This is a genomic window from Dyadobacter fermentans DSM 18053 (assembly GCF_000023125.1).
Taxonomy (GTDB): Bacteria; Bacteroidota; Bacteroidia; order Cytophagales; family Spirosomataceae; genus Dyadobacter; species Dyadobacter fermentans.
Genome location: NC_013037.1, coordinates 2,176,523 through 2,199,194, shown reverse-complemented (window position 1 = coordinate 2,199,194; position 22,672 = coordinate 2,176,523). Strand labels below are relative to the sequence as shown.

18 protein-coding genes are annotated in these 22,672 nt (G+C 54.3%); 9 read left to right on the top strand and 9 right to left on the bottom strand.

The window, feature by feature from the left end:
- Nucleotides 1–281: 281 nt before the first annotated feature.
- The 7 genes from DFER_RS29885 to DFER_RS08795 all read left to right on the top strand — a co-directional run bounded on the left by DFER_RS29885 (nucleotide 282) and on the right by DFER_RS08795 (nucleotide 4,709).
- Nucleotides 282–1,022 carry a YggS family pyridoxal phosphate-dependent enzyme gene (locus DFER_RS29885; protein ID WP_015811282.1) on the top strand — a complete coding sequence of 247 codons (741 nt, stop codon included), beginning with the start codon at nucleotides 282–284 and terminating at the stop codon, nucleotides 1,020–1,022.
- Complete coding sequence (locus DFER_RS29880; RefSeq protein WP_041734853.1) at nucleotides 1,022–1,504, top strand: cbb3-type cytochrome c oxidase subunit I; 483 nt, start codon at nucleotides 1,022–1,024, stop codon at nucleotides 1,502–1,504. Before DFER_RS29885 ends, DFER_RS29880 begins: the two co-directional genes overlap by 1 nt.
- Nucleotides 1,504–2,511, top strand: coding sequence for a cbb3-type cytochrome c oxidase subunit II (locus DFER_RS08815; RefSeq protein WP_015811281.1), 1,008 nt, complete (start codon nucleotides 1,504–1,506; stop codon nucleotides 2,509–2,511). The genes DFER_RS29880 and DFER_RS08815 overlap by 1 nt, the downstream gene beginning before the upstream one ends.
- Before the next feature lie 11 nt (nucleotides 2,512–2,522).
- Complete coding sequence (locus DFER_RS08810; RefSeq protein ID WP_222837320.1) at nucleotides 2,523–2,735, top strand: hypothetical protein; 213 nt, start codon at nucleotides 2,523–2,525, stop codon at nucleotides 2,733–2,735.
- A gap of 47 nt (nucleotides 2,736–2,782) precedes the next feature.
- A complete protein-coding gene (locus tag DFER_RS08805; RefSeq protein ID WP_015811279.1) occupies nucleotides 2,783–3,178 on the top strand; it encodes a hypothetical protein in 396 nt (131 codons plus the stop codon).
- A gap of 249 nt (nucleotides 3,179–3,427) precedes the next feature.
- Nucleotides 3,428–3,997, top strand: coding sequence for a dihydrofolate reductase family protein (locus DFER_RS08800; RefSeq protein ID WP_015811278.1), 570 nt, complete (start codon nucleotides 3,428–3,430; stop codon nucleotides 3,995–3,997).
- Nucleotides 3,998–4,190: 193 nt separating this feature from the next.
- On the top strand, nucleotides 4,191–4,709 hold the full coding sequence (locus tag DFER_RS08795) for a GNAT family N-acetyltransferase (protein ID WP_041734851.1): 519 nt from the start codon (nucleotides 4,191–4,193) through the stop codon (nucleotides 4,707–4,709).
- Between the two features lie 61 nt (nucleotides 4,710–4,770).
- On the opposite strand, the gene DFER_RS08790 is transcribed toward DFER_RS08795, so the two are convergent.
- The 5 genes from DFER_RS08790 to DFER_RS08770 form a co-directional block, all read right to left on the bottom strand.
- Nucleotides 4,771–5,115: a winged helix-turn-helix transcriptional regulator gene (locus tag DFER_RS08790; RefSeq protein ID WP_222837319.1), complete on the bottom strand. Its 345-nt coding sequence runs from the start codon at nucleotides 5,113–5,115 to the stop codon at nucleotides 4,771–4,773.
- Nucleotides 5,116–5,281: 166 nt separating this feature from the next.
- On the bottom strand, nucleotides 5,282–6,547 hold the full coding sequence (locus tag DFER_RS08785) for an erythromycin esterase family protein (protein ID WP_041734849.1): 1,266 nt from the start codon (nucleotides 6,545–6,547) through the stop codon (nucleotides 5,282–5,284).
- 115 nt (nucleotides 6,548–6,662) lie between these two features.
- Nucleotides 6,663–8,108: a sulfatase family protein gene (locus tag DFER_RS08780; protein WP_015811274.1), complete on the bottom strand. Its 1,446-nt coding sequence runs from the start codon at nucleotides 8,106–8,108 to the stop codon at nucleotides 6,663–6,665.
- A 3-nt stretch (nucleotides 8,109–8,111) separates the two neighbouring features.
- Nucleotides 8,112–9,569 (bottom strand): RagB/SusD family nutrient uptake outer membrane protein, encoded by a 1,458-nt coding sequence (locus DFER_RS08775; RefSeq protein ID WP_015811273.1) that lies wholly within the window; start codon nucleotides 9,567–9,569, stop codon nucleotides 8,112–8,114.
- Between the two features lie 18 nt (nucleotides 9,570–9,587).
- A complete protein-coding gene (locus tag DFER_RS08770) occupies nucleotides 9,588–12,707 on the bottom strand; it encodes a SusC/RagA family TonB-linked outer membrane protein (protein ID WP_015811272.1) in 3,120 nt (1,039 codons plus the stop codon).
- 173 nt (nucleotides 12,708–12,880) lie between these two features.
- On the opposite strand from DFER_RS08770, the gene DFER_RS30515 reads away from it, so the two are divergent.
- Both DFER_RS30515 and DFER_RS30510 read left to right on the top strand, forming a co-directional pair.
- Nucleotides 12,881–13,489: a sulfatase-like hydrolase/transferase gene (locus DFER_RS30515; protein WP_229206213.1), complete on the top strand. Its 609-nt coding sequence runs from the start codon at nucleotides 12,881–12,883 to the stop codon at nucleotides 13,487–13,489.
- An 84-nt stretch (nucleotides 13,490–13,573) separates the two neighbouring features.
- Nucleotides 13,574–14,494 (top strand): sulfatase/phosphatase domain-containing protein, encoded by a 921-nt coding sequence (locus tag DFER_RS30510; RefSeq protein WP_229206212.1) that lies wholly within the window; start codon nucleotides 13,574–13,576, stop codon nucleotides 14,492–14,494.
- Between the two features lie 31 nt (nucleotides 14,495–14,525).
- Here the strand turns inward: DFER_RS30510 and DFER_RS08760 are convergent, their stop codons facing one another.
- From DFER_RS08760 to DFER_RS08745, 4 genes are read right to left on the bottom strand one after another with little or no spacing between them, the layout of a single operon-like run.
- The gene (locus DFER_RS08760; RefSeq protein ID WP_015811271.1) at nucleotides 14,526–16,088 is read right to left on the bottom strand and encodes a sulfatase family protein; all 1,563 of its coding nucleotides are present in this window, start codon (nucleotides 16,086–16,088) and stop codon (nucleotides 14,526–14,528) included.
- 45 nt (nucleotides 16,089–16,133) lie between these two features.
- A complete protein-coding gene (locus DFER_RS08755) occupies nucleotides 16,134–17,897 on the bottom strand; it encodes a sulfatase family protein (protein ID WP_015811270.1) in 1,764 nt (587 codons plus the stop codon).
- A gap of 5 nt (nucleotides 17,898–17,902) precedes the next feature.
- The gene (locus DFER_RS08750) at nucleotides 17,903–19,549 is read right to left on the bottom strand and encodes a RagB/SusD family nutrient uptake outer membrane protein (RefSeq protein ID WP_015811269.1); all 1,647 of its coding nucleotides are present in this window, start codon (nucleotides 19,547–19,549) and stop codon (nucleotides 17,903–17,905) included.
- A 3-nt stretch (nucleotides 19,550–19,552) separates the two neighbouring features.
- Nucleotides 19,553–22,606 carry a SusC/RagA family TonB-linked outer membrane protein gene (locus DFER_RS08745; RefSeq protein ID WP_229206211.1) on the bottom strand — a complete coding sequence of 1,018 codons (3,054 nt, stop codon included), beginning with the start codon at nucleotides 22,604–22,606 and terminating at the stop codon, nucleotides 19,553–19,555.
- Between the last annotated feature and the right edge of the window lie 66 nt (nucleotides 22,607–22,672).

The window sequence follows — 22,672 nt, the reverse complement described above, 5'->3', positions numbered from 1 at the left end:
GATCTGAGATCGTGTACGAAAGCCGTTTCTGTTATGGAAACGGCTTTTTTTGTGATCAGCTTCACCAGGCTGGCCAGGGTTCGATCCTGATTTGTACAACAGACTCCCCAAAACCTCCATTGCCGGCCCTTTCCCGCTCCGGTACTTTTGCGAAACCTGTCACGACGGTGGACCGCTTACCAGCCGCCTGGACTAGCATTATTTAGCAAAACTGCATCATAATTGCAGTGCAGTTTTCGACTAGCTTCGTCATCAACAATAGGCGTTAATACATAAACCGGATGAATGACCCTGTAATCGAAAACCTGACCCATATCCTCGACCGGATAGCCCGCGCCTGCGAAGCGAGTGGCAGACCGGCGGATTCCGTTAAACTCTTACTGGCGACCAAGACGGTGCCTGCCGACAGGATCAGGCATGCGCTACTGGCCGGGCAGACGTTGATCGGCGAGAACAAAGTGCAGGAGATCAGGGACAAATACGAGGCGCTGTCGGACATCCCGCATCAGACCCACTTCATCGGGCATTTGCAGACCAATAAAATCAAGGATGTATTGAAATACAATGTGAGCTGCATCCAGTCAGTCGACCGGTTGGAGCTTGCCGAAAAGCTGGAACAGCGGCTGGCCTTCGAGGGCAGGCATATGGATGTGTTTATTCAGGTAAATACTTCTTTCGAGGGAAGCAAATTCGGGGTCGCGCCGGAAGCGGCGCTCGATCTGGTGCGGCAGGTAGCCTGCTGCGGGCACCTGCATATCAAAGGGTTGATGACGATCGGTCTGTTCAGTGCTGATAACGAGCAGGTTCGGAAGTGTTTCAGATTACTAAAAAGCATTCAGTCGCAGATTATCAGTGAAAATATTCCGGGCGTCGGAATGGCGGAGCTTTCCATGGGCATGAGCGGCGACCTGGAAACAGCCATCCAGGAAGGAGCGACGATCGTCCGCGTGGGCACGGCCATATTTGGTGAGCGCATCTACCCCGACAGCTATTACTGGAATGAAGGCCAGGACAATTCCTGATGACTTTCCGGGGAGGATGGCACAAAATCGCCGACAGCTACACCTTGCCGTTCTTCCTGACGGGCGTCGTATTTTACTTCACAGCATCCCTGCAAGGCACAGCCGAGGCATTCCGTTACACCAACCTGCTTTGGCATTTCACCGACTTCACCGTCGCCCATTCACACCTGACCATGTACGGGATCATCTCGTTCCTGCTTTGGGCGGCTATTTACGCACTGGCACCGCGGCTGACCGGCAAGGAGCCGCCGCAGGTTACCGTGGGAGCGCATTTCTGGCTGGCGCTCATCGGGCTGCTGTTTTACACCTTCCCGCTGATGTACGGCAGCACTCTGCGCGGCCTGATGTGGATGGAAGGAAAACCGTTTATCGATAGCGTGGTGCTGATGGCGCCCTACTGGCTTTGGCGGGCGATTGGCGGCAGCCTGATGTGGCTCTCGCATTTGTTCTTCGCGTATAACCTCTACCGGATCAATAGATAATGCACTTCTTCGACAATCACCATAAGCTCTTCGGCGGCGCATTGGGCCTGTTTCTGGTATTAACAGCCTTCGTTGCTGTAATCCCGGCCATCAAGAACGAGCGGGACAATGCGCCATTGCCGGGGAGCGAGCCGCCCAGCGACGATGCCCGAAGAGGCAAGGCGCTTTTCGTTGCCAATGGCTGTGTGGCCTGCCATACGCAGCAGGTGCGCAATGTGGATATGGACAAAATGTGGGGCGAACGGCCCGGCCTGCCCGCCGACTATGCGCTGATCGGCCGGACCGACTTCTGGCGCAACACCGCCACGCTCATGGGCACCGAGCGCACCGGCCCCGACCTGACCTCGGCAGGCGCGCGCCAGCCCAGCAAGGAATGGAACCTGGTGCATTTGTACAACCCGAGGATTGTGGTCCAGGAATCAATCATGCCTTCTTACCCGTGGCTTTTCGAGTGGAAACCGGAAGCCGCTGATGGCGAAACACTGTTAAATGTTCCCGACCGGTTCAGAAAGAGCGCCGGCGTGCTGATCGCCACACCCGAAGCGCTCCAACTGGTGGCTTACCTGCAATCGCTGAAACAAACCGCATTGCCCGATCCCGCCGCGGCACCGGCGTTTTTGTACCCAAAAGCAGAAACACCAACCAATGTCGCCGCACCCGCTCCGGACGCCCTGCCCGACGGAAAAGCATGGTACGCCACGCATTGCCAGGCCTGCCACCAGGAAAACGGCGAAGGTCTGAAAGGAGCTTTCCCGCCATTGAAAGGAAGTAAAATCGTGCTGGACAGCGACCCGAAAATGATGCTGGCGATCATTATGAAGGGCTACGACGCAAAGCCCGAGTTCGGGATCATGCCGGCTGTGGGAACGAATGCCAACCTGAAACCGGAAGAAATCGCGGCGATCATGAACCACGAGCGCACGAGCTGGGGTAACAATGCGTCCCGCGTTACGGCCGAAGATGTTGCCCGGTTGATCGGGGCAATCAAGGAAATCCCTGTTCAATAAGCATGAAAAATATGAGAAAAATCTGTCTGACAATGCCCGGTCTGATCGTTGCGTCGGCTGCGTACGCCTGTCCCGTTTGCGGCGAAAACCAGCCCAAGCCGCTGCGGGGCATTACACATCGCGCCGGCCCGGAAAGCCGGTGGGATTATGTGATCATTGGTAATGGCGGCCATAGTGCTGCTGACGCTGTTTTTCTCGGTCAAATGGCTGATCCGTCCCGGTGAAAAGGCGGATCACCACATTAAAAGACGCATTCTGAATCTTTCCGCCGATGTACGATAGCAGTAAAGTTCACATTTTCGTCGACGATGATCCGGCACCCGTCGCGGTACTGGATGCGCCGGTCAGCTTTGAGCTCGACACACGGAAGCTTGTCGATGGCAAGCATTCGCTCAAAATTGTCAGCAAAGATCCTTCCGGCAAAGAAGGGATCAGGATCATTCCCTTCGAGGTGCGGAACGGCCCGGCCATTGCCGTGGAAGGCATTCACGAAAACGCGGTGGTGGACGGCATCTTGCCGCTGATGATCAATGCTTACGGAAAAGGGGATCAGCAGAAATTTCTCATTACCGGCAGCGAAACGCCGCATAGCATTCCGGCCTGGATCTGGATTTTACTGATCAGCTTCACTGGCTGGGCCATTTTTTACCTGGTCAGGTATTTTTAACCCACCAGCAAGAAAGCCCGCGGAGAATGAGCTTTTTTTGAAGTAAAATAAATCGCAGCCACCGGTAGCAAGCGGCAGTGATGACTTGGAATTTCCATTTAATATTGTGTCCCGAATGACCCGCACATTGTCTGGTTTGCCCTTTTTCGCCATTGCGATGATGGGCTAAATTTGTACTGAAACATCAGGTTATTAAGTGCAATCACATCTGGTTGATTTGAATTTAATAACCATTAACAACCAGCAACAATGAGAAAGGTAATTCTTCAGGAGTGGATCAGCCTCGATGGTTATGCGGAGGATCGGAATGGTACTACGGACTTTTTCAGCAGTCCCAAATATGCGGAAGGGTCTGATGATGATTTGCTTGCATTCATGGAAGGCATCGATACAATCCTGCTCGGCGCGAATACCTACAAATTGTTCCTCGGATACTGGCCGGATGTAGACCCGGAAACGGAGCTGATTGCCAACCGGTTAAACACAACGCAGAAGCTCGTATTCTCCAAGTCGCTGGACACGGCGCCCTGGGGAAAATGGGAGGCCTGCCAGGTGATCAAAACCGATCCCGTTGATACGGTCCGCCGGTTGAAGCAACAGGAAGGGAAAAATATCGTGATGTGGGGAAGCCTTTCCATCGCGCAGGCCCTGATAAATGCCGGACTTGTGGATGATATTCAAGTGAGAGTTGTGCCGGTGCTGATAAAGGCAGGCAGGCCGCTTTTTGAACCTTCACAAAATGACGAGCAGGAACTGGAACTCATTGAGAGCAAGAGCTATCCCACGGGAATCACATTACTCCGGTATGCGCCGAAATGAAATTAGTTAAACGCATTGCGTTTCTTTTAGTGAAGCCCGTTTTGCGCCGCAGCATTTAATCAATCCCTGAAAAGCAAATTGGATAATTAAGGCCGACAATATAACAGTCGGGAGGGAAATGGCGTACAGATATTGTACAATGGATATTGCAATAGGGGTTCCTATTGAATTTAAGCGTGAAATAGAAATAGTATTGGAAACGCCAAGGCTCTATATCAGGGAATTGAGTGTAAATGACCTGATGGAGTTGTATGCCATTTGCAGCGATGAAGTGTTGATGCAGTTTGTAGGCGATGGCAAGCCATTGTCCATTGAACAGGTCAGAGAATGGTTATCGGTTACGGAAAACAATTACAAAACCAAGGGGTTCGGCAACTATGCGGTCGTGAATAAATCTGACAATGAAATGATCGGATATTGCGGGCTCGTTTATTCCAAAAACATCGATAAAATCGAATTGATCTATGCTTTGAAAAAGCAATATTGGAATTTGGGACTGGCGACCGAAGCGGGTGCGAAAATGATTGAGTTCGGCCTGGATAGGATAAAGCTCGACGAAATTTATGCGTCCATTGACCCGGAGAATAAGGCTTCGGAAAATATTCTCGGGAAACTGGGGTTTAGTTTTGCCTTCGGGCAAAATGACGAATTCGGATACAGTACGCATTATTACCGGATCACTGCAAAGCAATTACCGGCTGACTCCCGGTAGTTAAGCAGTTCCATGAATGGGCTTACCAAACACAGCCTAAATATCTTCCAATCCATTAAGATCAATGGAGCGCAGGCGCGGCCGATGCTGAAAGGACAATCGGTGAATTTTCTGTACCCCAGCGATCAATTTGTGAGAGAATAGGAAGGACCGATTCGCCGAGCGGGGTTAACCGGTATTCGGTTTTTTTCGGGAACACGTCGAATGCAGATTTCTCGATTATCTGATGTTGCAGTAATTCCGCCAGCTGCATTTCGATCACTCTCAGCGGCGCTTCCCTGATCTCCTTGTGAATTTCATGGGGCCGGGTGATGCCGCGGTTGATCGCGTCGATAATGCAAAGCTTCCACTTGCCGCCAAAAACTTTAAACGCGACCCGGATGCCGCAACCGAGGTCTTCTTCCATCTTAGGCTGATACATAGTCGTTTGTTTAGCAGCACAAATACGGCTATTAACCAGGTATTTCCAATAAATGGCATACCGAATCTTTTTTCGGGTACGATCCGGCGGCCCTCCCGCGCTGATAATGTCGAGGATGACTTTGAAGTAATTGGAAGTAAATAAGCCCGGATTATTGTGACAGGTAGAAGCTGCGGTTGCCCGAAGTGTGCCTGATGTGAAGCACGGCGTCGAAGTCGTCGAGCAGGTTACCGTCGAAAAACTGGTTATCGGCAAGGCCGTAAACGAGCAGCCGGTACCGACGAGGCAGAGACTTGCCCTGCATTTGGGATCTAAGCCGGGCAGTCCTGAAAAAGAATACCGGTTGATCCAAAGCAGACAAATGATGTTCGAAAGTAGCGGCATCGCCGGCAACTACTTCATTTTGGTCGGTGATCCGGCCTGCCGTTGGGTTATAGGTCGTGTAGAAGCCGTAAGAAGTTGTGATTCCAATGCATTGATAACCGGCCCCGAGCTTTTGCGCCAAAAATAAACCGGCGCTTTTGGAAAACACATTCGGTGTACGCTGCAAGTGCCCATTGTGGGCCAGGATAGCCATTTTGGAGCCCGGCTCCATTTCAGCCAGTACATTTTCGGCCATCAACGAATCCCGCACCACGGCCTGCGCGGCGCCCGAATGCGCGTGCACGGGGTCATTGAGGAGGAGAAACTGCCGGTAGTTACGCATGCTTTTACGGACCAACGCATTCTTCGACGCTGTCGCTTCCAGGCGGGCAAGCACGCGGTTGCTCGATGCTTCCAGTTCCGCAAAATCTGCCTGGGTAAACATGTGGTTGTAAATCTCATTGTTCAGCATTCCATAGCTTTGCTGTAATGCTTTCAGCGAATCGGCGACATCTTTGGTCGCGGCAGCGTCGGCCATATTCTGCAACGATTGGAACGGGCTTTGCATATCGAACCCGAAAAAGCGGATGGCCTTGCCGCGCGCCTTCCCGATCCGGTTCACCTGCTCAACCAGGTGCACGAATTCCGCACATTCATATCCATACAGCCGGAACGATTTCAGGATTTCCTGCAAATCACCGCGACCTTGTTGCAAAAAGGCGTTCAGCTGTTGCACCTCGGCCATAGGCGCTTCCAACCCGATTTTGGTGAACGCAGGATCGTCGGCCAGTGCTTCGATCAGCATCAGCCGCGCCGTGAAAAATTCCGAAGTACCATGCGATTGCTCTCCGATCCCCAACACTTTAAACTGCCTGTCGAGCGCCTTCCGCATGGTAGCCACATTGGCTTTTCCCGCCAGATCAGCTGAATCCAGTTTCACGGCAATGCTTTTCAGTGGCGCCGCCATCCCCGCTGGCTTGCTGCTATCCTGGGCCAGGGCAGGCGTGACAAGCGAAAGAAATAGAGCAATGCAAAATGGTTGATACAAGTTCATAGATACCGCTGATATATAATTTTTCTATATATAAGAAGTGAAGCGGCTTTGATCTACTTGTCATCAACTTTCTTTTGCAAGGCCGGTTTTGGGAACTCCGGGTCCGATGAGAAGGCTAAAATGGCCCTTTCCGGTTGACATGGTCTGCCTTTTTGCTGCTTCCCGGAATTTCTCCGCGCTGGCCGTTGCTGGCCACCGGCTCGCCCGTTTCGCGATGGTACCAGTCGGGCGTGATGGATTTCGGCTCGGTATCGCCGGTTTCCTGCTGCCATTGTTCGAGTATCGCCCGGTGTTCGGCCAGTTGTGCGGCGTAGGATTTGTTGGCAATTGCATTGTGCGTTTGCAGCGAGTCTTTCCGGTTGTCGAAAAATTCTTCTGTGGGGCGGGGTTTCAGCAATGCGTCCTTTTGCAGGACGGTCAGTTTGCCGGGCGCTTTCAGCGCTTTGGCCGATGGGCTTTGGTTGGCGTCAATAGGCCCTCCGTTGTCCAGCTCAGGCCTTTTATTGATGATATACAAAAAATCCTTGCTGCGTACCGAGCGCTCGTAAGCGGCATAATCGTGCCAGTTGTGTTCGGCAAAAACATATTTGCGGAATGCTTTTTCCGGGTTTTTCAAAAGCTGGGCAAAGCTGAGGCCCTGGAACGATTCTGTGGGCTGGGTACCGGCCAGTTCCAGCAAGGTCGGCGCGATGTCGATGCTGCTCACCAGGCTTTCGCAAACCTGCCCGGGGCGGATACCCGCAGGCCAGTTCACGATAAACGGCGTTTTCACACCCGCATCATACAACCGCGTTTTGCTGCCCGGAAATGCACGGCCATTATCCGCAGTGAAAATGATGATCGTGTTCTCGGCCACGCCCTGCCGCACCAGCTCCGCGCGCAGCTGACCAACGTAATGATCGAGTTGCGAAATTTCATTGTAATAATGCGCCAGGTCCTGCCGCGTTTCCCTGTCATCGACCAGCGTCGGCGGAACTACTATTTCAGTTTGCGGATCATGCTGGTGCCCCTCGGTGCGCGCCGACCACGGCCTGTGCGCATCGAATGGCGCGAGCCAGAAGAAAAACGGCTTGTCCTTAGGCCTTGCCCTGAGCAGGTTAAGCCATTGTGCTTCACCGCCTTCGCCATTGGCTCTCCTATCTACGAGCAGTGTGTCGTATGCCCGGCGTGTGTTAGGCCCCTCGTGCCATTTTCCGGCCAATGCGGCAAAGTAACCCTGTTTTTTAAGCAGTTCGGGGAAATACGCGAGATGCGCGGGCAGGGGCGAATGCAGTTCCGCCGCGCCGGTATTGTGCGGGTACCGGCCTGTGAGAATGCTCGTCCGGCTCGGGCTGCACGAGCTGGCGGTGAGGTAAAGGTTGGTGAATCGGAGCCCTTCCTTAGCCAGTTTGTCCAGGTTCGGTGTCTTTATTTTGGCATTCCCATAAGCCCCGATGTCATCCCAGCTGATGTCGTCGCCGATGATGAAAATGATGTTGGGCTTTTGCCCGGCGGCTTTGGGGAGAAAGCCGCCGGCCAGCATGAGAGTCAGTAGCAGGAAACCCCGCAGGTAAGTTTGCATGGTTCAATAGGCGTTTTGCGTCAGTTGCGGGTTCACGTCGATGGCGCTCTGCGGGATCGGGAACAGCAGTTTGCTGTCGGTAATGTTAAATCCTTTTGATTTCAATACCTCCACAGCCCGGCCCGTGCGCACGAGGTCGAAGAACCTGTGAAACTCAAAGCACAATTCGGCCCTTCTCTCATGTTCGATCGCCAGCGCGAGTGAATTGTATTTGGCCGGATAGCCCGCTTTGCCATAGCCGGGCAGGCCTACGCGCTCGCGCACCTGGTTGAGATACGACGGGTCGCCGGTGGCTTCGGAGTAGGAGAGCAGGACGTCGGCATACCTTACCAGCTCCACGTTCTGGCCCGGATAGCGCCAGTTTGGATCGTAGAATTTTTGGGTGAACGGGTATTTAATGAATGCGCCCGTTTCCAGGTTCACGTAGCCGGGGTATACGGAAATATTCTTGCGTACGGTATCCGCTGTTTCAAACTCATTGGTGAGGTCCGGGGACGGACTGTTGAGGCCGCTGCCGCGGAAAGTTTCGGTACTTCCCGGCAAGTGGAAGGCCCAGTGGTAAGGCGTGTAAGTCTGCTGGTAGTTACTGTTCACGGCGTTTTGTCCCGCCAGAAATTGCAGTTCCAGGACAGACTCCTTCGAATTCTTGGTGCCCGGCGCAAAATTGAATGCATAGTCGGCGCTGTTCACCTTGCCATCCTGGTTGGCATCCAGCGAATAGGCATTGCTATCGATGATTTCCTTCAATTCTTTGGCTGCATTGGCCTTGTCACCGATCGTCAGGTACACTTTGGCCAGGATCGCGGCGGCGGCATATTTGGTAACCCGGCCCACATCGGTGCCCGTGTATTTTTCGGGCAATGCGAGCTTGCTGGCTTTCAGGTCGGTGATGAGCTGCTGGTACACCGCCTCCTTTTTCTCGCGCAGGTAAGTGTAGCTCTCGTCAGCGCTCACCACTTTCAGCGGCAAAGGAATGTCTCCCCAAACCCTCACCATATTAAAGAATATCAGCGACCGGATGAACGTCGCCTCCGCTTTCAGGCGGTCTTTGAGCGCGGGGTTACTGAACTGCACCTTCGTTTTTTCCAGCTGCTCAATGGCATTATTGCAGATGTAGATCGAATTGTAACTGTTGTTCCAGGCCGTCTGGATCAGGCCGTTGTTCGGCTGAATGCGGAATGCCTTGATGTCGTCTTCAAAGGTGGTGGAGCCGCCGGAAAACTCGATGTAGGTATTGTCCGAATACAATTCACCGTACAGATCTACCAGCCCGCTGGCCGCGTAGGTGCGGTTGAGCTGGCGGTATACATCGTTGACGGCCTGGACAATCTGCGCTTCGGAGGTGTAAAAGCTGCCTTCCGTCAGCCGGGTTTCGGGGTACTGGTCAAGCTGGTCCTGGCTGCACGAAAACGCGCCGACGGCCATCAGAAAGTATATCAGGGAATGTTTTAAATATTTCATGTTCTTTTCAAATAGGGATTAAAAGCCAATGTTTATGCCGAAAGTGTAGGTCTTCGCCGACGGGTAGGGCGAGTGCGTCACGCCGCGCGCGGTGGCACTGGTGGTGCTGCCGTTGAAGTTTTCGGGATCGAACACCGGCGCATTCTTGTGGGTGAACAGGTTCAGCCCGTTGGCATACACCCGCACCGATTCCAGCCCGAGCCGCGACAGGAGCGCAGCGGGTAATGTGTAGCCGAGCGTCAGGCTTTTGACCCTGAAATACGAGCCGTCCACGATCCAGTAGCTAGAAGCCGTTTTCTCATAACCATCCAGGTCCACGGTCAGTTTATAGTGGTGGCCGTCGCCCGGTTCCTGCTCGGAGCGCCAGCGGTTGGTCATTTCCTTGTAGTAGTTCCGCCCTTCATGGTAAAGCATCGAGCGGTGGATGTTGTTGTCATACACATCGCTGCCCTGCACGCCCTGGATGAGCACGCTGAAATCAAATCCCTTGTAGCTGAGGTTGTTGGTGAAGCCCCAGATAAAGTCCGGCGCATAGTTGCCGATGATCGTGCGGTCTTTCGCATTGAGCACGCCGTCGCCGTTGATATCCACATACCGGCCGTCGCCGGGCTTGGCTGAGGCATAATGTGCGGGGTCGGCGTCGATCTGCGACTGGTTCATGTACACACCGTCATATTGGTAGCCGTAAAAGCTGAAAATCGGCTGGCCCACCTGGTTGATCGACTCCATCCCGAAGCCGGGCTGGTAGATCATCGGCGCGTTGTCCTTGCCCAATGCGAGCAGCTTATTACGGTTGCGGGAGAAGTTGAGCTGCGAAGTCCAGGTGAGCGCGCCGGTGAGGTTGTGTGTGGTAAGGTTTAATTCCAATCCCTTGTTTTGCAGCTTGCCAATGTTTTTGAATACACTGTTAAAACCTGAAACAATGGGCACGGGCACGTCCAGCAACAGTCCGTCGGACTTGGAAATGTAGTAATCCGCTTCCAAAGAAATGCGGTTATTGAACAGCCCGAGGTCGATCCCGGCATTGAGTTGCTGCGTGCGTTCCCATTCCAGATCGGGATTGGTGATGCTGCCGGGGTAGTAGGTGGTGCCCAGGGTGTTGCCAAATGCAATCCTTCCCTGCGACATCGCGCCGACCCATTTGTAGTCCGCAAAACGGTCGTTACCCGTAAAACCGTAGCTCGCGCGTAGTTTGAGGTTGCTCACCGACTTGACCGGACTCAAAAAGCTTTCGTCCGAAACGATCCACCCTCCCGAGACGGACGGGAACAGGCCCCATTTGTTATTCGGCCCGAAGCGGGATGAGCCGTCGCGGCGGATGCTGGCCGAGAGCAGATACCGGCCTTTGAAGGTATAATTGAGCCTCGAAAAGTAGGAGATCAGGATGCTGCGGTTTTTATCGTCTTCGGCCTGAAAAACGGTTTTTCCCGCGCTGAGAGCCTTGATCAGGTCGTTGTCATAGCCGCGGCGCTCCTGGTTGGTGTAATAATATTCGTTGTTATTATACTCCATCCCGGCCAATGCGGAGAAAGTGTGGTCTTTGAAGGCCTTATCGTAGGTAAGGAGGTTTTGGGAGGTGTAATTTAATGTCCGCGACTGGTTTACACCCATAATGCCCTCGGTGTAATAAGTCGGGCCGAGGTTATGGTCAACCGCCTGGTAATTGCTGTTGTCGATTCGGTTATAGAAAAAGTTCAGGGAGGATTTGAACCGGAGGCCTGGCAGCAGATCAATCTGCCCGAACACATTGCCGAGGTTATTAAATTGCCTGTGCTGAATGTCGTCGGTGATCTGGTAGAGCGGGTGCCCGTTCTTCGGGCGGAAAAGGATCGCGTCGTATTTTTCGAAACCGGGCGTGTTGGCGGGAGCGCCCAGGTAGCCGTTGTTGCCGTACACCGGGTAAATCGTCGGGTATTGCACCGCCCATTCCACCGTCCGGTTGAACGGCTCATTCTCGTGGTCGTAGCTCACATTCAGCATCCCGCCGATTTGCAGCCACTTTTTAACCTGCGCATTGGCCTTGATATTGAAGGTGTATTTCTTGTAATCGGAAGTGATCACAATGCCTTTTTGCTTCACATAACCTGCCGAGACAATGAAATTGGCCTTGCTCGTCCCGCCATTGGCATTGAGCTCGATCTTCTGCATGGGCGCCGTCCGGAAAACCACATCCTGCCAGTCGGTATCTTGCAGGTTTTCAGGGTTGTCGAATGCCGTGGGCCAGGTGTATTTGTACTGTTTGCGCGCCTCGATCGTGTTCGGTGCCGCGGGGTCGCCGCCGCTTTCGATCCAGCCGTTCTGCGCGGCATCAATGGAGGCCTGCGCGTACTCGCGCGAGTTCATTACGGCAATCCGGTCGATCACTTTCTGAATACCGTAGGAATAATTGACATTAAAACGCGTCTTGCCTTCCTTCCCGCTTTTGGTGGTCATGAGGATCACCCCATTCGCACCGCGCGAGCCGTAAATGGCGGCCGAGGAGGCATCTTTGAGCACTTCCATCGATTCAATATCGTTGGCATTGATCAGGTTGAGGTCGTAGTTCGGGATCGGCATGCCGTCGATCACGATCAGCGGCGAGCTGCTGGCCGAAACCGAATTGATACCCCTGATCTGGATCGTTGAGGAGGTGCCGGGGCGGCCATTACTGGACAAAACCTGCACGCCCGGGATCTTTCCGTACAGCGCCTGCCCGACTTCCACAATGGGCCTGCTGTTTATCTCCCGGTCCATCTTCACCGAGCCCACAGCGCCGGTAACGTCGCTTTTCTTCTGCGTCCCGTAGCCGACCACCACCACTTCATTCAGCTGCTTCGTGTCCGGCGTGAGCGTCACATCAATGCTCGCCCGGCCGCTCACGGGGATTTCCACCATTTGGTAGCCGATCCCGGAGAACACCAGCACGCCCTTTTCGGGGGCCTCTATCTGGTAGGAGCCTTCGGCATTGGTCGTGGTGCCGTTTGTCGTATTTTTGAGTATCACATTAATGCCGGGAGCGCCGGTTTGGTCGGCAGGGGAGGTTACCTTGCCTTTGACGGTGAGGGTTTGGGCGGTTGCGCCGAGCGAGGACAATATTGCCACCAGCAATAAGGCCCGCCAGGATCTGTCGATCCGGGGTGATCGTAGTTTTTTTAACATCTTGAATTGGGTGAGAAATAACAAAATCCGGAAAAGCCGCGCACTGGTGGTTAATGCAAGCGATTCCTTCGGGCTATAAAAGTGGTAAAAGCTATTTATTCTACCAACTATATAGATTTTTTATTTTATTATTGCGGCTTTTCCGATTGGTTGTAACCTAAGCCCGATATTGTATGAAGAAGCTCTTTTTACTACTGCTGCTGCCCATTCTGGCCGCGGTGCAAATAGGCAGGACCCCGTCCGGCGAGACCCGGTCCAGCGAGACCCGGTCCGGCGGGACCCGGTCCACGCTTGATGCGCAGAGGCCGAATATTCTCTTTTGCATTGCCGACGACGCTTCCTACCGGCACATGAGCGCCTACGGGCTTTCGGCGAAATGGGTAAGCACGCCCGCCTTCGACCGCGTGGCGGCGGAAGGGATTTTGTTTCAAAATGCATTTACACCCAATGCCAAATGCGCGCCGTCGCGGTCGTGCATGCTCACGGGCAGGAATCCGTGGCAGCTGGAAGCGGCGGCTAACCATGTGCCCTTTTTCCCGGCGAAGTTCAACACGTGGATCGAGGAGCTGGGTAATGCGGGTTATTTCACAGGTTACACCGGAAAAGGGTGGGGGCCGGGAAATGCGGGAGAAAAGAATGGTGTACCCCGGCTGCTGACCGGCAGGCATTATAATGCGTTCAAACTCAAAGCGCCCACCAGCGCCATCTCGCCGGTTGACTATGCAGGCAACCTGGAAGCTTTTCTGAAAGAGCGGAATGCCGGGCAGCCGTTCTGCTTCTGATACGGCGGCCACGAGCCGCACCGCGCCTACGAATTCGGCAGCGGCTCGGCGAAGGGGAACAAGAAGCCAACCGACATCGACCGCGTGCCCGCCTACTGGGCCGACAATGACACCGTGCGGCAGGATATGCTCGACTACGCCTACGAAGTGGAATATTTCGACCAGCATCTGCAAAGAATGCTCGCCATACTCGACCGCGCCGGCGAGCTGGATAATACCATCGTGATCGTAACTTCCGATAACGGAATGCCATTTCCGCGAACGAAAGGCCATGTGTACGAGTATGATAACCATTTGCCGCTGGCCATCATGTGGAAAAGGGGGATCAAGGCGCCGGGGCGTAAGGTGAACGATTTCGTGAGTTTCATCGACCTGGCGCCCACCATGCTCGAAGCGGCCGGATTAAAAGGCAAGACGGCCATGCAAATGCAAGGGAAATCGCTGGTGCCCATTTTCACGTCGGCAAAAGCAGGGCATGTGGATGCGTCCCGCGACCACGTGCTGCTCGGAAAGGAGCGGACCGACGTCGGCAGGCCGCGCGACGAGGGTTATCCGGTGAGGGGCATTATCAAAGGCAGCATGATTTACACCCACAACTACGAGCCCGATCGCTGGCCCTCCGGCAACCCGGAAACCGGTTACCTGGACACGGACGGCAGCCCGACCAAAACCCGGATACTGCTCGACAAGCGCAGCGGCCGGGACAGCACACGCTGGCAACTGGCATTCGGTAAGAAAGGAGCCGAGGAACTGTACGATGTCCATAAAGACCCCGACGCCATGAAAAACCTGGCCGGAGACCCCGCTTTTGCCAAAGTGAAAGCTGCTTTGAAACAGCAGATGGAGCGGGAATTGCACGCACAGCAGGACCCGCGCATGCTGGGTAACGGCGGTATTTTCGACACCTACCCATTCGCAGAGCCTGCTTCGCGTAATTTTTACGAACGTTTTAAGAATGGTGAAAAAATGAAAGCCGGCTGGGTCAATCCGGGTGATTTCGAATGATCCAGCCGGCTCGGCGGCAAGGTAGAACAGCTTATTCGAGCTTGATCGTCTCCGTCTCCCTTTTTGCCCCGCCTTGTTGCAGCTGCTCAAATGCAGTAACGAGCTTTTTCAGCCTTTCCGGCTCCGATTTGGCCAGGTTATGCTGCTGGCCAATGTCCGTTTTTAGATTATAAAGCTGATATTCTTTCGCATTACCAAGCTCGATATTCACCATTTTATTGATCGCCGGGCCATTGTAGGGCGGTATCATCAGCCAGTCGCCCTGCCGCAATGCCGTGCGCGAGCTGGCTTCGAGGATCAGCTCGCTGCGGCCTTTTTGGGTTTTACCTAAAAATACATCCAGGTAATTCCGGCTGTCGAGGCCCTTCGCCTCCTGTCCGGTCAGGTGCGCGAGCGAGCTCAGCAGATCCAGCTGGCAAACCACCGCATCCGATACCGCAGGCTTGATCGTGCCTTTCCAATAGGTAATGAATGGAACCCGCACACCGGCTTCAAACAAGCTGTATTTGCCGCCACGTAGCGGTCCGGCGGGTTTGTGCTTGCCCAGTTTTTCCACCGCGTCGTCGTGGTAGCCGTCGTTCACCACCGGGCCATTGTCGCTGGTGAAGATAATGAGGGTATTTTCCAGGATGCCTTCTTTTTCCAGCGTATTCAGCAATTCGCCCAGGCACCAGTCCGCTTCGGCGATAGCGTCGCCTCTTGGTCCCATGCCGGTAACGCCCTTGAAACGCGGGTGCGGCGTGCGGGGCACGTGCGGCTGCTGCATGGCGTAGTACAGGAAAAAGGGTTTGGATTTATGGTCTTTGATAAACTGCTGTGCTTTGGTCAAAAACAGATCGGCCATTTCCTCATCGTTCCACTTCGCTTTCTGGCCGCCTTTCATGTAGCCGATGCGCGAAATGCCGTTCACGATGCTCTGGTCGTGACCGTGGTGCCATTTCATTTTCAGCAGCTCCGGATTGTCTTTTCCCGTCGGCTCGCCTTCGAAATTCTGCTTGTAACTCACCCGGATCGGATCGTTCGGATCGAGGCCTACCACGCGCGTATTTTCAATGTAAACCGTGGGCACGCGGTCCTGGGTAGCGGCGAGGATGTAGGAATAATCGAAGCCGAGCTGGTTTGGTCCCGGTTTCACTTCCTTGTTCCAGTCGGTATCGCCGTTTCCGAGCCCCAAATGCCATTTTCCGACAATAGCGGTCGCATAGCCTGCTTTTTTGAGCACTTTCGGGATGGTTTGCTGGGCGGTATCGATCAGCAGCGGGGCATCGCCGGGCAGGATTTTAGCTTCTTTATTGCGCCATGGATACACGCCCGTCACCAATGCAAACCGGCTCGGCGTGCAGGTGGAGGAAGTGGCATAGCCGTTCGTAAACCGAATCCCTCCATTTGCGATGCGGTCCATATTGGGCGTTTTCAATGCCGTGGCGCCGTATGCGCCCACGTCGCCGTAGCCCAGGTCGTCGAGGTTAACGATCACGATGTTGGGTTTTGCGGCTTTTTCGGTTTGGGGCGCAAATTGCCATCCGGTAGCAGCCAAAAGCACCGCCAGCGAGGTGCCCAGGATCGCGAACTGTTTGGTTTTATATTTAATCATAAATGTGTTTTTAGGTAAAAGTCGAAAACCGTGCTGACCTATCGTTTATGCAGGGCCGACGCGCGGCATCCAGCAGCTTTCCTTGGCCATATCGGCCTGCATGGCGCGGTGCAGCAGTTTGAGTTTCAGCTCCTGATGCTGCTTGCTTTGCCAAAGGTTTTTAAATTCATGCGGATCATTTTGCAGGTCAAACAGCTCGCCCTCGTCGCTATGCATGTACCACGTTACCTTGTAGCGGTTTTCGATGTAGGATTTCTGGTAAAATTTCGTGCGCTGGAAATGGTTTTCCGCAATCACCCAATCCCTTACTTTCTCCGACCTGCCCAGCCAAACGGGCGAAACATCCACGCCGGTCATCGTCAGAGGCTTTTCGCGGCCGGCCAAAGTGAGAAAGCTGGGCGCAAAATCGACGACGGAAATCAACGCATTGTTCCGTTTGCCGGCAGGGACTTTGTTTTTCCAGGATACAATAAAAGGAATGCGCAGGTCTTCCTCCATCGCAAACCCGCCCTTGGCCGACAAATGGTGCGTGCCGATGTGGTGACCATGATCGGTGGTGAATACAATGATCGTGTTGTCAAGCTGGCCCGATTGTTCGAGATGGTCGAGGATGTTACCAATATATTTATCCATCATCGAAATCATGCCGTAGTACAGCGCCATGTCCTTTTTCTGCTTCTCCTTGTCGGGCTCGTGGCGGGTGAACCCGTGTACGGCGAAACCATCTTCTTCGAACTGCTTGCCCCATCCTCTCGGGCCCGATTGCGTCATGCGGTAATGGTAAGGCATGTCGTCCAGGTCGTCGGCCGGCACTTCGGGCAGCTTCATATCCTCCGGCTTGTACATCGAGGCCCACGGCTCGGGCACCAGGTAGGGCGGGTGCGGGTCGAAGAAGCTCGCCCAAACGAAGAACGGTTTGTTGCGCTTCATCGCCGCGTCGATCTGCGCATTGGTTTGTTCGGCGATCCAGGCATTCAAATGGTAAGGTTCGGGGATATTCCAGGCACCGTACTGCGCCTCGCCAATGGCCGCATTCTCCTCCATGATTTCTCGCATGCGCTCGTTGGATTCATTGAATTTCTCCTTTGGCGGCTTTCTGAACCACTTTTTCCAGGATTTCGGGTCTTTGCCTTCGCTTTTGAGCTTGCGCTCCATCCATATTGCATAATGCTGGCCCACGTGCGATTCGTCGCCGTGCGGCCGGGCAAGTTCGGCATGTTCGAAGCCGTAGAACGGGCCATGGTATTTTTCCCAAAAGTCGAGATCCTGCAAGACCGGGTAGGCTTCCAGCGAAGGATAAGTAGCATTGCCGGCCAGCGGCATAAAATGTGCCTTGCCCACAATCGCCGAAAAATATCCCACTTCTTGCAGGTAATTCGCAATCGTCGGGATCGTCTCCGGCAGCTTCGTGCCCAATGCATACGCGCCGTGCTGCGACGGGTACATGCCCGTAATCATGGAAGCACGCGTAGGCGTGCACACAGGGTTTACCGTGTAAGCCCGGTCGAAAATGCTCCCCGACCGGGCCAGCCGGTCGAGGTTGGGTGTTTTGATCGTCGGGTCGTTGTAGCCCATGCGCAGCCAGTGGTGCTGGTCGCTGGTGATGTACAGGATATTGGGCTGGTTGGCCACATTCGGCTTTACTGCCGGCTGCTTTCCGAAGGCTTTGATATACTCCTGCTGCACAGCAGGCACATTGTTTTGGAACACCTGCGGGATAATGGCAGGCACGGCCGCGCCCAACGCAAATGCAGCCAGTATGCCCGCCGTCCAGAAGCCCGCCGCATTGTTTTTACTCAGGTTCTTCATAAAAATCAATTCGCGAGTTTCGGATTTACATTCACCTCGGTTTCAGGGATTGGCCAGCGCTCGTCGGTGCCTTTTCTGAATTTTTTCGAAGTGACGTACCAGCGGAATTTGGGATCGATCTTCTTCGAAGTAGTCGCATATCTTTTGGAATCCGGGAATGCGGCGCCCCAGAAGTCGCCCACTAAAACCTGGTCGGCAATGCCCCAGCGCAGCAAGTCCCAGAGGCGCGTCCCTTCAAATGCCAACTCTATCCGGCGTTCGCGCCTCAGAATGGTCCGCAATGCGGCGGCATTGGTTTCCGTGATTTTAGGCAAGTTCACCGAAGCCCGGCCTCTCACTGCATTGATCGTCTGGTCGAGAAGAGCCTGGGTAATGGGCGTTCCGGCTTCAAGCTCGGCTTCGAGGTAGCTCAGCAGCACTTCCGCGTATCGGATCACGGGCAGGTTGCCGCCATAGTCGGCCGTGAGACTCCCGCTGAACGATTCATCAAAAAATTTACGCAAGCCATAACCTGTCCGCGTCGCCTGCTTGGAATAGGTCAGCTGGTCGAGCGAGTTGACCGAATCGGGGTGTACCACGTATCTGCGGCCGCCGAATGTGGTGCCGTCCCACAGGAAAGTGGCGCGGAAGCGGGAATCGCGGTTGGCGCCCATGTCTTTGGGGTTGTATTTCGGGCTTTCGTAGGAAAATGCGGTGCCGTCGGCAAAACCGTATTCTTCGGCCAGGTTTCCGAGAGGATTGATAATGTGCCAGCCGCCATTGATCGCCGGGTAGGTGTGCTGCGGCATGGCATTGGGCGCCTGGCCCGGAACGTGTTGCAAGCTGAAAATGATCTCCTTACTGTTTTCGTTAGCCGTATTAAACAGCCCCGCATAGTCGGGATCAATGGTATTTTCTCCCAGATCGACAATCTGCTTGTAGGTCGCCGCAGCCTCTTGAAAGCGTTTTTCACCCAAATATATCCTTCCTAAAAAGGCCAATGCAGCCTGCTTGCTGGCGCGGCCCGATTCGTTGGCGGCCAGGGATTTCTGGCCCGGCAAATCGGCAGCCGCGGCCGTAAGCTCGTCGATGACAAACTGCACAATGGCTGTTTTAGGCGCTTTTTCGACATTGTTGGCTTCATCGGGCGTCAGCGTTTTGGTCACCAGCGGCACCGAGCCCCAATACTGGGACATATAGAAGTACTGGGTAGCGCGCAGGAATCTTGCTTCGGCTGTCAACCGGCGGATGAATGCCTCGCCGGCAGGTACTTTGCCGATGTTTTCCAGGAAATCGTTGGTGATCGCGATTCGCTTGTAGGAACCGACCCAGTAGCCCTGGATCACGTTGTTGTTGGCGGTTAATGTGCCGTCCGTCAGTTTGTTGAATGTCGAATTGTCGCCGCGACGGTCGTACGCATTGTCGGTTGCGAATTCCAGGAAAACGCTTCCGAAATAGCTCCACCAGTCGTTCGGGACGGTATTGGTGCCGTACGTAATGCCGCCGCGGTACATGCCCGAGAGCGCGATCATCGCATTGGACTCCGAATTCCAGAAAACGTCTTTGGCAAATGCATTGGTAGGAAACTGCTTCAACTGATCATCACAGGAAACCAGCGACAGCACCAGCAGGGAAAGTATCGATTTACGTAAAATATAGTTGGGGAATCTCATGCCTCAGAATTTGATATTGACACCAAAAGTGTAAGTGGAAAGAATAGGGTAATAGGGGCCGCTCGTGTTGATTTCCGGGTCCCAGCCTTCGCGGAAGCCGCTGAATGTGAGCGGATTTTCGATACTCACGTACAGCCGAAGGCGGTCGATTCTCAGCTTGTTCAATGCGGAAGCTGGCAGCGAGTAGCCCAGCTGCACGTTCTTCACGCGCAGGTAAGCCGCATTCTGCACCCAGAAATCCGACTGTACGGTGTTAGGCGTGCCGCTGTTCGTGACCACTTCCAGGCGGGGATATTCGGGGTAGCGCTGCGGATTGTTCGGGTCGAAGCGGCCTTCCATTTGCCAGCGCTGGATATTGCCCAGGTTGAAGAACGCCACACCCGCGTAATTGTTCAGCTGACCCTGTACGCCGGCTGCGCCCTGCAAGAAGAGCGAAAAGTCGAACGCCTTGTAGCGCAGGTCCGCATTGAAGCTGTAAGTGTATTTGGGAATGCGGCTGCCAAGGTAAGTACGGTCGTAAGTGGCATCCACTTTGCCGTCGGGGACACCGTTGGGGCCGCTGATATCCTTGTAGCGAAGGTCGCCGGGGCGGGCGCCGGGAGTAATGGTAGATTGGTTGGGCCAGGCGTCGATGTCGGCCTGGTCGAGGAACACGCCGTCGGACAGGTAGCCGTAGTACATTTCCATCGGGAAGCCGTTGAACAGCGTGGAGCCGTTTCCGACCAGTCCATTAGGCTGGCGGACATTGCCAAGGCCCAGCGACACCACCTTGTTTTGTATAATCGAAAAATTTCCGCTGAGTGAGTAGTTCAGCTTGCCGACGCGATCACGGTAAAAACCGTCAAACTCCCAACCTTTGTTTTGTGCCTCGCCGGTGTTGGTTTCGCTGATCGTCACGCCCAGAACAGACGAAACGCTCGCCGACGGCTTGAACAGAATATCCGTGGTATTGCGCTGGAAATATGTGGCATTAAAGCCCAGTTTCCGGTTGAAGAATTCCGTTTCGATACCCACATCAGTGGTCCTTGTCGACTCCCATTTGATGTTGGCATCCCGGTAAACAGAGTAGGAGGCACCGGTAGTAATGCCATTTCCGAACGGATAGTTGGCACCCGAGTTGAGCACGGTCTGGTAAGGGTAGTTACCAATGTTCTGATTCCCCAATATCCCCCATGAAGCTTTCAATTTCAGGTTCGAGAGCCAGGAAACGCCTTTCAGGAATTGCTCTTCCGAAATGCGCCAGCCGGCCGCTGCAGACGGGAAAACGGCATATTTGTTGTTGTCGGGGAAGCGCGAAGAACCGTCGTAGCGGAGGGTCGTTTCAAAAAGGTATTTGTCCTCCCTGTTGACCCGCAAGCGCCCGAAGTACGACTGGATCGCCCATTGTTCGTCGTATCCGTTGACCTGCTGGTTGTCGGCGCCGCCCATATCGATGGCCGTGTAGTCGTTGCTGGGAAAACCCTGGCGGTAGCCCGACATGTAGTCGCTCAGCTCATTCTCAAAGGAATAGCCGAGCAGGAAATCGATCGTGTTTTTGCCAAAACTTTTGGAATACTCGCCTATAAACTGCAAGGTCTTATAAATCTCTTTGTTACGGTCCTGGTTTAACATCGACTGCGCCAGATTGACCGTCGGGCTCAGCCGCTGCGATGCATTGTAGGATACGCGTTCCAGCAATGCGAAATTATAGCCGCCGATCGCCGACAAGTTCAGGCCGGGAATGGGTTGCCAGTTCAGTTTCATGTTGGTAGTCAGCCGGTTTTGCGGATTGCGGAAATAGGACGACGATGCGATCCACGACACGGGCGTGCCGCCGCTTTCGGGGCCGATCCCAAAATCGCCGTTGGAAGCCTGGCCGAGGAAAACCGCCGGGTACCTGACGGCATTCTGGATGAGCTGGTCGGTGAGCTCTCCGCCTTTGTTGCCGGTCGCCTGCGGTTCCTTGCGCAGCTGTGACGAGGCCCCGATGCGGGTTGTGAGCTTGAAGTTCCTGCCCAGGTCGTTTTCAAGGTTCAGGCGCACATTGTAACGTTTGAAATTGTTTTTGGGCACAATCCCGTCCTGGCTGATGTAGCCGCCCGAGATGAAGTATTTAGCCCGTTCATTGCCGCCGTTGATGTTGATCGTGTGGCCGGTCTGAATGCCTTTTTCCGAGAAAAGCATGTCCAGGAATTTGGTATTGGGAAAATTATCGGGGTCGGCTTGCGAGCGGAATTTGGCAATGTCCTCGGCTGAATAGGCCGTGGTGCCGGAAGCGATATTGAACATTTCCGCATACTCCCAGGAGTTGACGAAGTCGGGCAGCTGTGTCGGTTCGTTGAAACCCACGTAGCCATTGTAGCTCACCGTTGCTTTGCCCGAACCGCCGTTTTTGGTGGTAACAAGGATCACCCCGTTTGCCGATCGTGCACCGTAAATGGCTGCGGATGAGGCATCTTTCAATACCGAAATGGATTGGATATCATCCGGACTGATGTCGTTGAGCGTGCTTGGGATACCATCCACGAGGATCAGCGCGTCGGGCGTGGCACCAAACGAGCCTACGCCCCGGACGCGGATCGTGCCTCCGTTCGCGCCTGGCCGGCCGGAGCCGGTCGTGACGGTTACGCCGGGCATTTGTCCGGTGATGGCCTGGCTTATCTGCGTGACGGGCCGGTTTTCCAGCGCGTCCGAGTCGATCTGCGACACGGAGCCGATCACATTCACCTTTTTCTGTTCGCCGTAGCCGACCACGACGAGCTCATTCAGCAGCTTCTGATCGGAAACGAGCGTTACGTCGAGCGTGGTCCGGTTGCCCACTGTCACCTCTTGGGTAACGTACCCGACGAAGGAAATAGTTAAAACGGAACCTTCATCCACACCGTCCAATGAGAATGTGCCATCTGCCAGCGTGGAAGTGCCTTTCCCGGAACCTTTGAGCAAAATGCTGACGCCAGGAATGCCTTCTCCTTTCTCGTCGGAAATTTTTCCGGTTAATGTGCCCAGGGCGCAGGCGAAAGCGGATTGGAAAAACAGGAGTACGGCGAATGCCGCAGCAGCGAGCATACTTGTAGCCAACTTTCTAAATCGGGATGGGTTTTTTGTAAATGGTTGTTGCATAAGGGATTAAATGAGTGATGGGGG

What these genes read in the sequence shown, in the direction of transcription:
- DFER_RS29885 (WP_015811282.1), top strand. Translation starts at nt 282, where the DNA reads ATGAATGACCCTGTAATCGAAAACCTGACCCATATCCTCGACCGGATA.
- DFER_RS29880 (WP_041734853.1), top strand. Translation starts at nt 1,022, where the DNA reads ATGACTTTCCGGGGAGGATGGCACAAAATCGCCGACAGCTACACCTTG.
- DFER_RS08815 (WP_015811281.1), top strand. Translation starts at nt 1,504, where the DNA reads ATGCACTTCTTCGACAATCACCATAAGCTCTTCGGCGGCGCATTGGGC.
- DFER_RS08810 (WP_222837320.1), top strand. Translation starts at nt 2,523, where the DNA reads ATGAGAAAAATCTGTCTGACAATGCCCGGTCTGATCGTTGCGTCGGCT.
- DFER_RS08805 (WP_015811279.1), top strand. Translation starts at nt 2,783, where the DNA reads ATGTACGATAGCAGTAAAGTTCACATTTTCGTCGACGATGATCCGGCA.
- DFER_RS08800 (WP_015811278.1), top strand. Translation starts at nt 3,428, where the DNA reads ATGAGAAAGGTAATTCTTCAGGAGTGGATCAGCCTCGATGGTTATGCG.
- DFER_RS08790 (WP_222837319.1), bottom strand. Translation starts at nt 5,115, where the DNA reads ATGGAAGAAGACCTCGGTTGCGGCATCCGGGTCGCGTTTAAAGTTTTT.
- DFER_RS08785 (WP_041734849.1), bottom strand. Translation starts at nt 6,547, where the DNA reads ATGAACTTGTATCAACCATTTTGCATTGCTCTATTTCTTTCGCTTGTC.
- DFER_RS08780 (WP_015811274.1), bottom strand. Translation starts at nt 8,108, where the DNA reads ATGCAAACTTACCTGCGGGGTTTCCTGCTACTGACTCTCATGCTGGCC.
- DFER_RS08775 (WP_015811273.1), bottom strand. Translation starts at nt 9,569, where the DNA reads ATGAAATATTTAAAACATTCCCTGATATACTTTCTGATGGCCGTCGGC.
- DFER_RS08770 (WP_015811272.1), bottom strand. Translation starts at nt 12,707, where the DNA reads ATGTTAAAAAAACTACGATCACCCCGGATCGACAGATCCTGGCGGGCC.
- DFER_RS30515 (WP_229206213.1), top strand. Translation starts at nt 12,881, where the DNA reads ATGAAGAAGCTCTTTTTACTACTGCTGCTGCCCATTCTGGCCGCGGTG.
- DFER_RS08760 (WP_015811271.1), bottom strand. Translation starts at nt 16,088, where the DNA reads ATGATTAAATATAAAACCAAACAGTTCGCGATCCTGGGCACCTCGCTG.
- DFER_RS08755 (WP_015811270.1), bottom strand. Translation starts at nt 17,897, where the DNA reads ATGAAGAACCTGAGTAAAAACAATGCGGCGGGCTTCTGGACGGCGGGC.
- DFER_RS08750 (WP_015811269.1), bottom strand. Translation starts at nt 19,549, where the DNA reads ATGAGATTCCCCAACTATATTTTACGTAAATCGATACTTTCCCTGCTG.